Here is a 14,386-nt window from a genome sequence, read left to right as displayed (position 1 = left end):
CGGCGTCCCGGGAGTGGGGTCCGGGGCAGAGCCGGGGGAGGGGAAGGGCAGGGGCGGACAGGGCGCGACACCGCCGTGCCCTCACCCGCGGACCGGCGCGGGAACACCCCGGACGAGGGGCCCGAGCGTCACGAGCCGAGCCACCCCCAGCACGGGCAGCAGAACCCGGTAGTCGACGAGTTCGACCAGCCCCGCTCCGAGGGCGAGCCCGACGGCGTTGGGCGCGTACAGCAGCGTGTTCAGGGACGCGGACGCCCGCCCCAGCAGGTCCGCCGGTGTCTCCCGCTGCACAGCCGTGAACGCGGCGACGAGCACACACGGCAACCCGACCCCCACCGCCGCGCTGCAGGCGAGCGCCACCGCGTCGAGGGGAACGGCCCGCAGGACGACCGCGACGGCGGTGAGCGCGATCCCGCAGGCGGCGAACCGCCGCTCGCCGAGCCTGCGCAACAGCGTCCCGGACAGCAGCCCCACGGCCACGGACCCGGCGCCCTGGGCGACGTACAGCAGCCCGACGTAGGCGGGGGAGTGACCGAGCCCCTCGGCCACCGCGTACACCGTGGCGCCGTTGATCCCGGCGAAGAACATGGTCGTCCCGCCGGCGAGCACCAGCCGCCACAGGCCTGGGTGCCGCCGCAGATGACGGACGCCTTCCACGGTCCGGGCCCGCAGACCCTCGGTGGGCCCCGGCTCCCTCGACGGCGGCGTCTCACGCACCCGCAGCAGCGCGTACACCCCCGCCGCCAGCGCGAACGTCACCGCGTCCAGCAGCGCGACGCGGGGCCCGCCGTACGCCGTGTAGAGGCCCGCCCCGACGAGCGGGGCCAGCAGCTTCATGCTCTCGTTGGCCGTCATGCGCAGGCCGTTGAAGTCCCCGAGGAGGACCCCGTCGAGCGCCGTCGCCAGCAGGGCGGACTCGGCGGCGTCCTGGACGACGCCGACGGCGCCGTAGACCAGGAGCACCCCGAACAGGATCCACAGGCTGCCCCGGCCGTGCACCGCGTACAGCACCGGCAGCAGGGCGGCCAGCAGGAGGTTCGTCCCGAGGAGCAGCGGGCGGCGGCGGGTGCGGTCGGCGAGGGTGCCGAGCGCGGGACCGGCCAGGGTGGGCGCCCAGAGGGCGAAGACGCAGAGCGCGGCCAGCCCGTCCGAGCCCGTCAGGTCCTTCACCCAGATGCCCGACACCAGCCACATCGCCGAGGTCCCGAAGCCGGAGACGACGACCGCGGCCAGATACAGGCCGGCGTCGCGGTCACCCAGAACACGCGCTCCTGTCCATGTCATGGCAGGTGATCGTGGTCCTAAGGCGACCGCGCCGGGATCGGGCAACTGCCTTATCCCGAGGGCCGCGGAGCCCTCAGTCCCGCAGCAGTGAGCAGACGAAGTCCTCCTCGACCTTGCGCAGCTTCGCCAGCAGTTCCGGCTTGGTCTCCTTGTTCACCTGGGTGGTGAGGGAGAACGTGAGCGACCGCCGGCCGTCGGGCGTCGCCGCGATCAGCTGGGTGTAGCCGGGGAAGTTGCCGGTGTGGCCGAGGACCACTCCGCAGCGGGTGGTGTAGCGGAAGATCGCCTCGCCCGCCGCGTTCCTGCCGGGGCCCGCCGGCTCCGAGGCCCCGTCGACCCAGCGGCGCTGCTCGCGCAGGGTGGCGGGCGAGATGAGGGACCCGCTCGCGTAGCCGCGGACGAAACGCGTCATGTCCGCCGGGGTCGAGACGATGCCGCCCGAAGCCCACACGCCCGAGGCGCTGAGCGCCTCGCTGACGTCCTCCGGAGGGTTGGGAGGCTCGACGTCGTAGCCGTGCATGTACGGCTCGGGCAGCCGGTAGCCCTGCGGGAGGCTCGTGTCGCGCAGGCCGAGAGGCCGGTAGACGAGGCCGCGCAGCAGATCCTCGTAACGCTTGCCGGTCACCGCCTCGGCCATCAGCGCGACGGCGATGTTGTCGGAGTTCGAGTATGCGTACCGGGATCCCGGACGGAACAGCAGGGGTTCGCCGGCCACGTAGTCGAGGAGCCGCCGTGAGTCGAAGCGGTGGTGCGGATCGGCGGTGAGGATCCGGAGGAACTCGGGGCTCCGCGTGTAGTCGGGCAGTCCGCTGGTGTGGTTCAGCAGCTGGCGCAGGGTCACCGCGTGCCACTTCTTCGGCAGGGACGGCAGCCGGCGCCCGATGGTGTCGCCGAGCCGGAGTGCGCCCTTGTCCACCAGGCGCAGCGCGACGGCGCCGCTGAACGCCTTCGCCGTACTGGCGATCCGCATGTGGTCGTCGGGAGAGATCGGACGGCCGCTCGCGATGTCCGCCACACCGGCGCGCACGACGCGGGCGTCGCCGTCCCGGCGCAGGACGGCGATGACACCGGGCGGCCCGCCGGGGCTGCGCACCAGGTCGTCGAGCTGCTTGCGCAGCGCGCGGTCGTGGTCACGGTCGGTCGACGCGGTGGCGTCCGCGGGTGCGGACACGACGCCGGTCAGGCAGGCGGCGGCCAGCAGCGCGCCGAGCGGCACACGCAACCGGGGGCGGCGGGACAGGGGTGACGAAGGCATGGGGGTTCTCCCGAGTCGGACGGAGGCCGGAGCACGCTCAGCTTCGATCCCGTCCCCGCCGTCCGCCCGCGCCGCTGCTGCATACGGCGGAGCGGCCCGTCGGCGTCGAGCGTCCGGCCGGCTCCCGGGAGGTCCGGGCGGGGGGCCGTCGCCGGCAACCGATGAGTTCCGCGTGCGGACGGGGTCCACATCAGGAGTGGACCCACGTTCCCGGAGACCCCGGCAACGTACATACCAAGGAGAAGCGGATGACCGGCCAGACCTTCGACCTCGGGCCGCAGGCCCTGATCGTGGCGCGTCTCGCGGAGGGCGTCACGGACGCCCACCTCGACGGTGCCACCCCCTGCCCGGACTACGCGGTGCACCACCTCCTGGGACACCTGACGGGCCTGTCCGTCGCCTTCCGCGACGCCGCCCGGAAGGACCTGGGCGCGTCGACCGACACCGCCCCCGACTCCGCGCTGCCCGACATCGGGCCCGATTGGCGCGAGGCCCTGCCGAAGGCGCTCGACGAACTCGCCGACGCCTGGCGGGACCCGGCGGCCTGGACCGGCACGACCCGGGCGGGAGGAGTGACCCTGCCGGGCCCGGTGGCGGCTGCCGTGGTCGCCGACGAACTGGTCGTGCACGGCTGGGACCTCGCCCGCGCCACGGGCCGTGAGTACGTCCCCGACGAGGCGGCCCTGCGGGCCGCGCACAGCTTCCTCGGCGCCGTGGCCGAGGACCCGACGGGCGGCGGAGGCATCTTCGGCCCCGTGGTCCCGGTGCCCGACGGCGCGCCCCTCCTGGACCGCGTGATCGGCCTCAGCGGCCGCGACCCGGGCTGGACTCCGTAGGGCGCGTCCGCGACGTCTCGCCTGCCCGCCGACGTCGGGCCCGCCCTGCGGGCCGGCGACGCGACTTTTCGGACGTCCCAGCTCGTTCCGGATTCCCCAACCGGTTTTCCTGTCGCAAGTGTTGACGGGGCCAGGCGCCTCTCCTACTTTCAACGCGTCGTACTTCGTACGTCATATATGAGACGCGATATGTGAGATACGAGAGGCGCGCATGACGGCTGTGCCCACGCCCACCCCGATCCCGTCCCGCACCCAGGTCGTGCTGGACGGGATCAAACACCGCATCCTCACGGGGCAGTTGCCCCCGGGGGCGGCCCTGGTCGAGACCGACCTCGCCGCACAGTTCGGTGTCTCGAAGACACCCGTGCGCGAGGCGCTCAAGACCCTGGCCGGCACCGGGCTCGTCGTGATGAACCAGTACAAGGGCGTCACGGTGCGCATGGTGGACGCCGACATGGCGCGCGAGGTGTACGACGTGCGGCTGCTCCTCGAACCCGAGGCGCTGCGCCGGTCGGTACGCCTCGGTGCCACCCTCGAAGCCGCCCGGGACGCGCTGACCCGCGCCGACGACGCCACCGACACCGCCGAACGCTCCCTCGCCAACCGGGAGTTCCACCGCGCCCTGTACGTGCCCTGCGGCAATCCGCTGCTCGGCCGGATGCTCGACGAGGTCCGCGACCAGGCGGCTCTCGTCTCGGCGGTCGCCTGGGCGGCCGACCCGTCCTGGGAACGGGAGGCGAGCGAGCACCGGGAGATCCTGCGGCTCGCGCTCGACGGCGACGCCGACGGTGCGGCCGGAGCGCTGCACTCCCACATCGCGTCGTTCGTGCAACGGGCCTTCCCGCAGGGCCGGGCGGAGGACGGACAGGAATGACAGCGACGTTCGAGACCCAGCGGACGGCCCTCGCCGAGGTCGTGGCGATCCCGGTGACGCCGTTCGCCGAGGACGGCACGATCGACCGCGACACCCACCGGGCCCTGCTGCGCCGGCTGATCGACGGCGGAGTCCGCACCCTCACCCCCAACGGCAACACCGGCGAGTTCTACGCCCTCACGCCCGAAGAGCGGCGGATCGTCCTGGAGTCGACGGTGGAGGAGGCCGGTGACCGGGCGGTCGTGCTGGCCGGTGTCGGCCACGACGTGCCGACCGCCGTCGCCTCCGCCCAGCACGCCGCCGTCCTCGGTGCCGGGATGGTGATGGTCCACCAGCCCGTCCATCCCTACGTCTCCGAAGGCGGCTGGGTCGACTACCACCGGGCCGTCGCCGATGCCGTACCCGGCCTGGGCGTCGTGCCGTACATCCGCAACCCGCTGCTCCCGGGCGAGCGGCTCACCGAACTCGCCGACGCCTGCCCGAACGTCATCGGAGTCAAGTACGCCGTCCCCGACGCCGCCCGCTTCGCCGCCTTCGCGCGGGACGCCGGGCTGGAGCGGTTCGTCTGGGTGGCCGGACTCGCCGAGCCGTACGCGCCCTCGTACTTCTCGGCCGGTGCCACCGGCTTCACCTCGGGCCTGGTGAACGTCGCCCCGACCCTCTCGCTGAACATGATCGAAGCGCTCCGGTCCGGCGACTACCCGGCCGCGATGAAGGTCTGGGAGCAGATCCGCCGCTTCGAGGAACTGCGTGGGGCGAACGCCTCCGCGAACAACGTGACCGTCGTCAAGGAGGCTCTGGCCTCGCTCGGTCTGTGCCGCCGCGACGTGCGCCCGCCGAGCCGGCCGCTGGCCGAGAGCGAGCGTTCCGAGGTCGCCGCCATAGCCGCCGGATGGCCCCTGTGAAGCGGCCGGAGGACCTCCGCAGCCACCAGTGGTACGGCACCGACGGGCTCCGCTCGTTCAGTCACCGGGCCCGTACCCGCCAACTGGGCTACCTGCCGGAGGAACACCTCGGCAAGCCGGTGATCGCGATCCTCAACACCTGGTCCGACATCAACCCCTGCCACGTCCACCTGCGCGACCGCGCGCAGGCCGTGAAGCGGGGCGTGTGGCAGGCCGGGGGGTTCCCGCTCGAATTCCCCGTGTCCACGCTCAGCGAGACCTTCCAGAAGCCGACCCCGATGCTCTACCGCAACCTCCTCGCCATGGAGACCGAGGAGTTGCTGCGGTCGTACCCGGTCGACGGGGCGGTGCTGATGGGCGGCTGCGACAAGTCGACCCCCGCGCTGCTCATGGGGGCCGCCTCGGTCGATCTGCCGACGGTCTTCGTGCCGGCCGGGCCGATGCTCCCGGGCCACTGGCGCAACCAAGTCCTCGGCTCCGGCACCGACATGTGGAAGTACTGGGACGACCGGCGTGCCGGGCTCATCGGCGACTGCGAGATGGCCGAGCTGGAGAGCGGGCTCGCGCGGTCACCGGGACACTGCATGACGATGGGTACGGCGTCCACCCTGACGGCCGCGGCGGAGGCGCTCGGCGTCACCGTGCCGGGCGCGTCGAGCATCCCCGCCGTCGACTCGGGGCACGAGCGGATGGCCGCCGCGGCCGGACTCCGGATCGTCGAACTCGTCCACCGGGACCGCCGGTTGAGCGACATCCTCACCGCCGACGCCTTCGAGGACGCCGTGACCACGGTGCTCGGTCTTGGCGGTTCGACGAACGCCGTGATCCATCTGATCGCCATGGCCGGACGCGCCGGCGTCACCCTCACGCTCGACGACTTCGACCGGATCGCCCGGACCGTGCCGGTCCTCGCCAACGTCCGGCCCGGCGGACGCACGTACCTCATGGAGGACTTCCACTTCGCCGGCGGGCTGCCGGGGTTCCTGTCGCGGATCACCGATCTGCTGCACCTGGACCGGCCCACGGTGTCCCACGACAGCCTGCGCGAGCAACTGGCGAACGCGCGGGTGCACGACGACGACGTCATCCGCACCCGGGACAATCCGGTCGCGCCCGAGGGAGGGGTGGCCGTCCTGCGCGGCAACCTCTGCCCGGACGGCGCCGTCATCAAGCACATCGCCGCCGAGCCGCACCTGCTCCGGCACAGCGGTCCCGCGGTCGTCTTCGACGACTACCGCACCATGCAGCGGACCATCGACGACCCGTCGCTCGGCATCACCGCGGACAGCGTGCTGGTGCTGCGGGGCGCCGGGCCGAAGGGCGGCCCGGGGATGCCCGAGTACGGGATGCTGCCCATCCCCGAACACCTGCTCAAGCAGGGCGTCCGGGACATGGTGCGGATCTCCGACGCCCGTATGAGCGGCACGAGTTACGGCACGTGCGTGCTGCACGTGGCACCCGAGTCGCATGTCGGGGGCCCGCTCGCCCTGGTGCGGACCGGCGACACGATCAGCCTCGACGTCGAGGCACGGTCACTCCGGCTCGACGTGGACGACGCCGAGCTGGAGCGCAGACGGGCGGAGTGGACGCCGCCCCCCGTCCGGTACGAACGCGGCTACGGCGCGCTCTACACCGACCAGATCACCCAGGCGGACACCGGCTGCGACTTCGCGTTCCTGGCCCGGCCGGGCACGGTGCAGGACCCGTACGCGGGCTGAACGACCCCCGGCCGCACGCCCCGAGGCGGCCCACGCACGGTGAACAGCGCGAACGGCCGGCCCCGGACGTTCCGCACCCGCACCTCCTCGCACGGCGAACCATCGAGCAGCGAAGCGAACGAACCGGCACGCCGAACCGCCCAGCATCTCGAACCGCCCAGCACCTCGAACCGCCCAGCACCTCGGACGACCCAGCACCTCGAACGGCCGACATCCCGAAGACCGTGACCGCGGTGCCCGACCTCTGTGCAGACAGCAAGCGCTTCCTGTCGGTCGGGCAACCGCTCCACGGCACCGCCAGAACGGAGAACAGTCATGGCCCAAGCCGCAGCCGTGGCGAAACCGCCTGCGCCACCCCGGCGGCGCCGTGCCTCCGCGACCCCGCGCAGGCTCCCGTATCTGCTGATCGCCCCGGCGGCGCTGCTGATGCTGGGCTTCATCGCCTACCCCGTCATCAGCGTCTTCTACTACAGCCTGCAGAACTACAACCCCACCAAACCCTGGCGCAACGGATACGCCGGCTTCGACAACTTCGTGCACGCCTTCACCGCGGACCCGCAGTTCTGGGACACCCTCACCTTCAGCGCGAAGTGGGTCGTCGTCGAGGTGGGGCTCCAGCTGCTGTTCGGCCTGGCACTCGCGCTGATCGTCAACCAGACCTTCGTCGGACGGGCCGTCGGGCGGGCGCTGGTCTTCTCGCCGTGGGCCGTCTCCGGGGTGCTGACCTCGGCGATCTGGGTGCTGCTCTACAACTCCCAGACGGGCATCACCCGTTACCTCGCCGACGCGGGCATCGGCTCGTACGGCACGAGCTGGCTGTCGGACACCGCCACCGTCTTCCCGGCGGCGGTGGTCGCCGACCTGTGGCGCGGTGTCCCCTTCTTCGCGATTCTGATCCTCGCCGACCTCCAGTCCGTCTCCAAGGACCTGTACGAGGCCGCCGAGGTCGACGGGGCGAGCCGTGTCCGGCAGTTCCTGCACATCACCCTGCCGCACCTCAAGGACGCGATCATCCTGTCCACTCTGTTGCGCGCGGTGTGGGAGTTCAACAACGTCGACCTGCTCTACACCCTGACCGGCGGCGGACCCGCGGGGGAGACGACGACCCTGCCGCTGTACATCGCCAACACCAGCGTCGACGCCCACAACTTCGGCTACGCGTCGGCCCTGACCGCCGTCGCGTTCGTGATTCTGCTGTTCTGCTCGATCGTCTATCTGCGGCTGAGCAAGTTCGGAGGCGGGGACAAGTGATCACCAAGGACGCCGAGACGATCGCCCCGGCCGCACCCGCCCCGCCGGCGGAGGAGCCGCCCCGCCCCGACGCGCGGACCAGGCATCGCGCGTGGGACGAGGTCCCCCGGTGGCACATCTACGTCCCGCTGGGCATCTACCTCCTCTTCACCCTGATCCCCTTCTACTGGATCCTGCTCTTCGCGCTGCGCCCCGCCGGCTCGACCTCGCTCGTGCCCTGGCCCATGACCTTCGACCACTTCGACAAGGTGTGGACCGAACGCAGCTTCGGGACCTACTTCCAGAACAGCGTGCTCATCGCCGTCGCCACCCTGGTGATGACGACCCTCGTCGCGCTCGCCGGCGGCTACGCGCTCGCCCGGTTCGACTTCAGGATCAAGCGCGGCTTCCTGCTGGCGCTGCTCTGCTCCCAGTTCGTACCGGGCGCCCTGCTCCTGGTCCCGCTCTTCCAGATCTTCGCCAAGCTCCAGATGATCAACTCGCTGGCCAGCGTGGTCATCGCCGAGACGGTCTTCCAGCTGCCGCTGTCGATGATCCTGATCAGCGGTTTCATCCGGAACGTGCCGTACTCCCTGGAGGAGGCCGCCTGGGTGGACGGCTGCAACCGCTTCGACGCCTTTCGCATCGTCGTCCTGCCGCTGCTGCGACCCGGACTGATCGCCGTCGGCTCGTTCGCCTTCGTGCACGCCTGGAACCACTTCCTGTTCGCCCTGATGTTCCTCAGCGACCAGAGCAAGCAGACCATCCCGGTGGGACTCAACACCCTGATGAGCTCCGACAGTGTCGACCTGGGAGCGCTCGCCGCGGGCGGCATCATCGCCGCCGTCCCCGTGGTCGTCGTCTTCGCGTTCATCCAGAAGTGGCTGATCACCGGGTTCAGCGCGGGGGCGGTGAAGGGATGACGTCCGCGGCGCGGCCCGGCGGGACCGGGCAGTTGAACGCAGACACGGAGCGGCGCACGCCCGCGAGCGGCACGGCGCCCCGGCGGGCCACCGGACTCCCGCTGCCCGTCGTCCTGGCCGGTGCCCGCGGCCACGGCCGCCGGCATCTGGACAACATCCGCCGGCTCCAGCGCGAGGGCCTCGTACGCCTGGCCGGCGTGTGTGAGCTGACCCCGCTCGGCACGGAGGAACTCGACGGGCGGCACGTCGAGCAGTCCGCCGACCTCGGGGCCCTGCTCGACGTCACCGGCGCCGCGATCGCGGTGATCTGCACGCCCATCCCCACCCACACCGACCTGGCGCTGACCGCCGCGCGCCGCGGTGTCCACCTGCTCCTGGAGAAGCCGCCCGCGCCGTCCTACGCCGAGTTCCGGCGAATGGCCGACGGCGTCGCCGCCGCGGGCGTCGCCTGCCAGATCGGCTTCCAGTCACTCGGCTCGCACGCCGTGCCCGCCGTCCGGGAGCTGATCGCCCAGGGCGCGCTCGGCCGGGTGACCGGCATCGGCGCGGCGGGGGCCTGGGCCCGGGACGAGGCGTACTACCGGCGCGCGCCGTGGGCGGGCAGGCGGCGGCTCGACGGTGCGGACGTGGTCGACGGTGTGCTGACGAACCCGCTGGCCCACGCCGTCGCCACCGCCCTGGCCCTGGACGGCTCGGCCCGGGCCGAGGACGTCACCGGCGTCGTGACGGAACTGCTGCGCGCCAACGACATCGAGTCCGACGACACCTCGTGCGTGCGTGTGACGACCGCCGGGCGCGCCATCACCGTCGCGGCCACGCTCTGCGCCGAGAACCCGGGCGAACCGTACGTCGTCGTGCACGGCACGGGGGGCCGGATCACCTTCTGGTACAAGCAGGACCGGGTCCTGGTGCAGCGGTCGGGGCACGGCCCGGAGGAGATCGTGTACGGCCGTACCGACCTGCTGGAGAACCTCGTCGGACATCTGACGGACGGCGTCGAACTCCTGGTCCCGCCCGCGTCGACCGGCGCGTTCATGAAGGTCCTGGAAGCGGTCCGGCGGGCGCCCGAGCCCGTCGCGCTGCCGCCGGACGCCTGGGACCTGCTGCCCGGCGAGAACCGCCGTGCCGTACGCGGCATCGACGCGCTCGTCGCGTCGGCAGCCGACACCCTCGCCCTCTACTCCGAACTGGGCGCCCCCTGGACGCTCCCGAAAGAGGTGAGCACCGGATGAATGACACCGAGCTCGTCCTGAGCGCCGCGGGCCGCCCCGTCGGCCGCTATGTCACCCGGCCCGAACTGCCCGCCCGGCTCTCCCCGCGCCCGTACCTCCACCCCGTCACGACCCTTGCCGGCACGCCCGTCACCGAGCTGAGTCCCGCCGACCACGCCCACCACCTCGGCGTCGGGGTCGCGGTCCCCGACGTCGAGGGGCACAACTTCTGGGGCGGGCGCACCTACGTCCGCGACCAGGGACCCACCGAGCTCGACAACCACGGCGCCCAGCGGCACGCCTCCTTCCAGGAGAGCGGCCCCGGCGGCTTCGTGGAGGAACTGCGCTGGACGGCCGCGGGCACCGAGCTGATGAGTGAACGCCGTACGGTCCTGGCCGTCGAACTCACCGACTCAGCCTGGGCGTTGGACTTCACCTTCGCGCTCACGAACGTCACGGCGCGAGCGCTCTCCCTCGGCAGCCCGGCCACCAACGGACGGTCGGACGCGGGATACGGCGGCTTCTTCTGGCGGGCACCCAAGGAACCGGACGCCCCGCGCGTGTTCACCGCCGACACCGAGGGCGAGGACGCCGTGCACGCCCGCCCCGCGGAGTGGCTCGCGCTCGCCGGCGCCGGCTGGACGCTGGTCCTCGCCGGGGCGACCGTGGGGACGCGCCGCGACCCGTGGTTCGTGCGCACCGCCCAGTACCCGGGCGTCGGTTCCTCCCTCGCCCACCGGAGCCGGCTCACGGTCGCGGCCGGTGACACGCTCGTACGCCGGATCGTCACCGTCGTCGCCGACGGCACGCTCGACCGGGCCGGAGCCGCGGCCCTGGTGCGCAAGGCGGTGAGCACCTGATGGCCCTGCCCTCCGCCGACCTGGGTGACGGCACCTACCGCAACCCCGTCCTCGACGCCGACTGGTCCGACCCCGACGTGCTCCGCGTGGGCGACGACTTCTATCTCACCGCGTCCAGCTTCGGCCGCGCGCCCGGCCTGCCCCTGCTGCACTCCCGCGACCTGGTCAACTGGACCCTCGTCGGCCACGCGCTCCAACGCCTGGAACCGGCCGCCGAGTTCGGCCGGCCCCGGCACGACCGCGGGGTGTGGGCGCCCTCCCTGCGTCACCACGACGACCGCTTCTGGATCTTCTGGGGCGATCCGGACCACGGCATCTTCCAGATCAACGCGCCCGCGATCAGGGGCCCTTGGACTCCTCCGCACCTGGTGAAGGAGGGTAAGGGGCTCATCGACGCCTGCCCCCTGTGGGACGAGGAGAGCGGCGAGGCGTATCTCGTGCACGCCTGGGCCAAGTCCCGCGCGGGCGTGAAGAACCGGCTCACCGGACACCGGATGCGTCCCGACGGCACCGGGCTGCTCGACGAGGGCAAGGTGATCGTCGACGCCGACCGCATCCCCGGCTGGTTCACCCTCGAAGGCCCCAAGGCCTACCGGCACGACGGCTGGTTCTGGATCTTCGCGCCGGCCGGGGGAGTCGAGACCGGCTGGCAGGGCGTCCTCCGTTCACGCGGCTTCTTCGGGCCCTACGAGGAGAGGGTGGTGCTGGAGCAGGGGAACACCCCGGTCAACGGCCCGCACCAGGGCGGCTGGGTGCGCACGGCGACGGGCGAGGACTGGTTCCTGCACTTCCAGCAGCGCGGCGCCTACGGACGAGTGGTCCATCTGCAGCCGATGCGCTGGGCCGGCGACGGCGCCGGCGGCGAGGACTGGCCCGTCCTCGGTGACGCGGCCGTCCCCGTGGCCGTCCACCGGAAGCCGGACCTGCCGTCGCAGCCGCCGTCCGCGCCCGCCACCGACGACGACTTCCCCGGAGGCCGCTTCGGACGTCAGTGGCAGTGGACCGCCAATCCCCAGGACGGCTGGGCGCCCCAGCACTCCGGCGACGGACTCCGGCTCAGCTGCGTCCGCGTGCGCGACCGTCGCGACCCGCAGGATCCGTGCGACGTACCCGACCCCTACGACCTCCGCACCCTGCCGCACGTCCTCACCCAGCGGCTTCCCGGCGGGGCCGCCACCGTCGAGGTCGCACTGCGTCTCGACAGCGAGGAGCCGGGTGCCCGCGCCGGGCTCGCGGTGCTCGGCGACGCCTACCGCTGGATCGGGCTGCAGCGGGAGCCCGACGGATCGGTGCGGCTCGTGCACCGGTTCGCCGAGCCGGTCGCCCCCGGGGCGACCGCCGCACCCATGGAGCAGCGGACGGCCGAGCGGGACGCCGCCCCGGCGTGCGAGGCGCCGGACGGCCGGGCCCGGCTGTGGATCGAGATCGGTGCCGGCGCCCGCTGCCGCTTCTCCTGCGACGTCGGCGGCGGCAGGCAGCCCTCGGGGCAGGTCTTCGCCGCGACGCCCTGGCGCTGGGTCGGCGCCCTGCTCGGGCTCTTCGCTCTCGCGCCGGACGGCGGGGGGCACGCCGGCGCCGCCACGTTCACCCGGTTCCGGGTCACCGCGACCCGCTGAGAGTCACTTCCTGTCGTCCGTCCGCCTGTTGGGAGCCGCAATGACGCACCTCCGTAGCAAGCGCTTGCCGGATGCGGAGGGAAGGGCACGCCCCTTCCGGAAGCAGCCGTGTGCCGACCGTCCAGAACAACTCGTCCACCGCACAGCCCTGTTGGAACCGGAAGAAGAGAGCCGACCGATGAAGACCAGCTCCCTGAGGAACAGCACACCGAGGACCGGCCGGTCGTGGACCGGCAGCCGTGGCGGCCGGCGCACGGCCGTGGCGGTCGCGCTCGGGTCGGTGCTCGCGCTGACCGCCACCGCCTGCGGCGACGACGGCAGCGGCAGCGCGGGGGACAAGGGCACCGAGGGTTCCGGCAAGGGCGAGATCACCTTCTGGGACAACAACGGCGGTGTCCGCACGGACATCTGGAAGCAGATCATCGCGGACTTCGAGAAGAAGTACCCCGACATCAAGGTCGACTACGTCGGGATCCCGGCGGCGAGCGCCCAGTCCAAGTACGACACCGCGATCCAGGGCGGCGGGCTGCCCGACGTCGGCGGCGTGGGCACCGCGATGCTCGCCGAGGTCGCCGTCCAGGGTGCGCTGGAGCCGCTGGACAGCCGGCTCGGGAAGAGCCCACTGAAGGGGAGGCTGAGCGAGAACCTCCTCGACGTGAGCCGGGCCGCGGGCGGCGGAGACACGCTCTACCAGGTGCCGACCTCCGCCAACAACGGCACGCTCTGGTACCGCACCGACCTGTTCGAGGCGGCCGGGCTGGACGCGCCGACCACCTGGTCGAAGTTCTACGACGCCGCCGGGAAGCTCAGCGACCAGGGGAAGAACAAGTTCGGCTTCACCATCCGCGGCGGTGAGGGATCCATCGCGCCGGCACTGGACGCCGCGTACGGACAGTCCGGCATCACCTCGTTCTGGAACGGCGAGAGGTCCACCGTCAACGACCCGAAGAACGTGGCGGCCCTGGCGAAATACGTCGCCCTGTACAAGAAGGTCACGCCCTCCGCCGACGTCAACAACGACTTCACCAAGATGGTCGCGCAGTGGGACAGCGGCACCATCGGCATGCTGAGCCACAACCTCGGCTCCTACCAGGACCACCTGAAGGCGCTGGGCGCGGATGCGTTCCGCGGCATCCCGAACCCCACCCAGGACGACGGCACGCGCGTGCAGGTGTCCAACCCGGTCGACGGTCTGAGCCTCTTCAAGTCCGGCAAGAACAAGGCGGCCGCCTGGAAGTTCATCGAGTTCGCCGTCTCGGCGGCGGAGAACTCCAGGTTCAACGAGTCCGCGGGGCAGGTGCCGGCGAACACCGACGCCGCCAAGGACCAGTGGATCCAGCGGGCCGAGCCGACCCGGCTGGCCGCGGAGGCACTGAACGGCAGCAGCACCAAGATCGTGCAACTGCCCTACTACCTGCCCGACTGGAACACCATCTCCAAGGCCGACAACGAGCCCAACTTCCAGAAGGTGCTCCTCGGCAAGATGAGCGCGAAGGACTTCCTGGACACGTTGGCCGACCAGCTGAACACGGCGCAGGCCGACTGGAAGGCCCACCAGTAGGACCTGTCGGGGGGGGGGCGGCCCCCCCCCCCCCCCCCCACCCCCCCCCCCCCCCCACACACCCCCCCCCCCCCCCCCACCCACCCCCCCCCAACCCACACACCCCCCCCCCC

General features: G+C 72.1%; 12 protein-coding genes. 10 read left to right on the top strand and 2 right to left on the bottom strand.

Annotated elements, in window-relative coordinates:
• Positions 1 to 81: 81 nt before the first annotated feature.
• The gene (locus ACIRQH_RS38565) at positions 82 to 1,284 is read right to left on the bottom strand and encodes an MFS transporter (protein ID WP_388881367.1); all 1,203 of its coding nucleotides are present in this window, start codon (positions 1,282 to 1,284) and stop codon (positions 82 to 84) included.
• Positions 1,285 to 1,357: 73 nt separating this feature from the next.
• Positions 1,358 to 2,539, bottom strand: coding sequence for a serine hydrolase domain-containing protein (locus ACIRQH_RS38560; protein ID WP_388881370.1), 1,182 nt, complete (start codon positions 2,537 to 2,539; stop codon positions 1,358 to 1,360).
• A 248-nt stretch (positions 2,540 to 2,787) separates the two neighbouring features.
• Here ACIRQH_RS38560 and ACIRQH_RS38555 point away from each other — a divergent pair, with 248 nt between their 5' ends.
• From ACIRQH_RS38555 to ACIRQH_RS38510, 10 genes are all read left to right on the top strand, one after another.
• A complete protein-coding gene (locus ACIRQH_RS38555; RefSeq protein ID WP_358822096.1) occupies positions 2,788 to 3,375 on the top strand; it encodes a TIGR03086 family metal-binding protein in 588 nt (195 codons plus the stop codon).
• 211 nt (positions 3,376 to 3,586) lie between these two features.
• On the top strand, positions 3,587 to 4,249 hold the full coding sequence (locus tag ACIRQH_RS38550) for a GntR family transcriptional regulator (protein ID WP_388881373.1): 663 nt from the start codon (positions 3,587 to 3,589) through the stop codon (positions 4,247 to 4,249).
• Entirely contained in the window at positions 4,246 to 5,154 is a 909-nt protein-coding gene (locus ACIRQH_RS38545) for a dihydrodipicolinate synthase family protein (protein WP_388881376.1), read from the top strand. The genes ACIRQH_RS38550 and ACIRQH_RS38545 overlap by 4 nt, the downstream gene beginning before the upstream one ends.
• Positions 5,142 to 6,872, top strand: coding sequence for an L-arabinonate dehydratase (gene araD, locus ACIRQH_RS38540; RefSeq protein WP_388881379.1), 1,731 nt, complete (start codon positions 5,142 to 5,144; stop codon positions 6,870 to 6,872). The genes ACIRQH_RS38545 and araD overlap by 13 nt, the downstream gene beginning before the upstream one ends.
• Before the next feature lie 315 nt (positions 6,873 to 7,187).
• Positions 7,188 to 8,123, top strand: a complete 936-nt coding sequence (locus ACIRQH_RS38535) for a sugar ABC transporter permease (protein WP_358822092.1) — start codon at positions 7,188 to 7,190, stop codon at positions 8,121 to 8,123.
• Entirely contained in the window at positions 8,120 to 9,025 is a 906-nt protein-coding gene (locus ACIRQH_RS38530; protein WP_358822091.1) for a carbohydrate ABC transporter permease, read from the top strand. Before ACIRQH_RS38535 ends, ACIRQH_RS38530 begins: the two co-directional genes overlap by 4 nt.
• A gap of 101 nt (positions 9,026 to 9,126) precedes the next feature.
• On the top strand, positions 9,127 to 10,257 hold the full coding sequence (locus ACIRQH_RS38525; protein ID WP_404230075.1) for a Gfo/Idh/MocA family protein: 1,131 nt from the start codon (positions 9,127 to 9,129) through the stop codon (positions 10,255 to 10,257).
• Positions 10,254 to 11,096 carry a PmoA family protein gene (locus tag ACIRQH_RS38520; RefSeq protein WP_388881384.1) on the top strand — a complete coding sequence of 281 codons (843 nt, stop codon included), beginning with the start codon at positions 10,254 to 10,256 and terminating at the stop codon, positions 11,094 to 11,096. The genes ACIRQH_RS38525 and ACIRQH_RS38520 overlap by 4 nt, the downstream gene beginning before the upstream one ends.
• Entirely contained in the window at positions 11,096 to 12,712 is a 1,617-nt protein-coding gene (locus tag ACIRQH_RS38515; RefSeq protein WP_404230028.1) for a family 43 glycosylhydrolase, read from the top strand. The genes ACIRQH_RS38520 and ACIRQH_RS38515 overlap by 1 nt, the downstream gene beginning before the upstream one ends.
• A 178-nt stretch (positions 12,713 to 12,890) precedes the next feature.
• On the top strand, positions 12,891 to 14,273 hold the full coding sequence (locus ACIRQH_RS38510) for an ABC transporter substrate-binding protein (RefSeq protein ID WP_404230025.1): 1,383 nt from the start codon (positions 12,891 to 12,893) through the stop codon (positions 14,271 to 14,273).
• The last annotated feature ends 113 nt before the right edge of the window (positions 14,274 to 14,386 follow it).

The organism is Streptomyces sp. NPDC102279 (genome assembly GCF_044766365.1).
In the GTDB taxonomy this organism is placed as follows: domain Bacteria; phylum Actinomycetota; class Actinomycetes; order Streptomycetales; family Streptomycetaceae; genus Streptomyces.
This window is presented reverse-complemented; position numbering and strand designations above follow the sequence as displayed.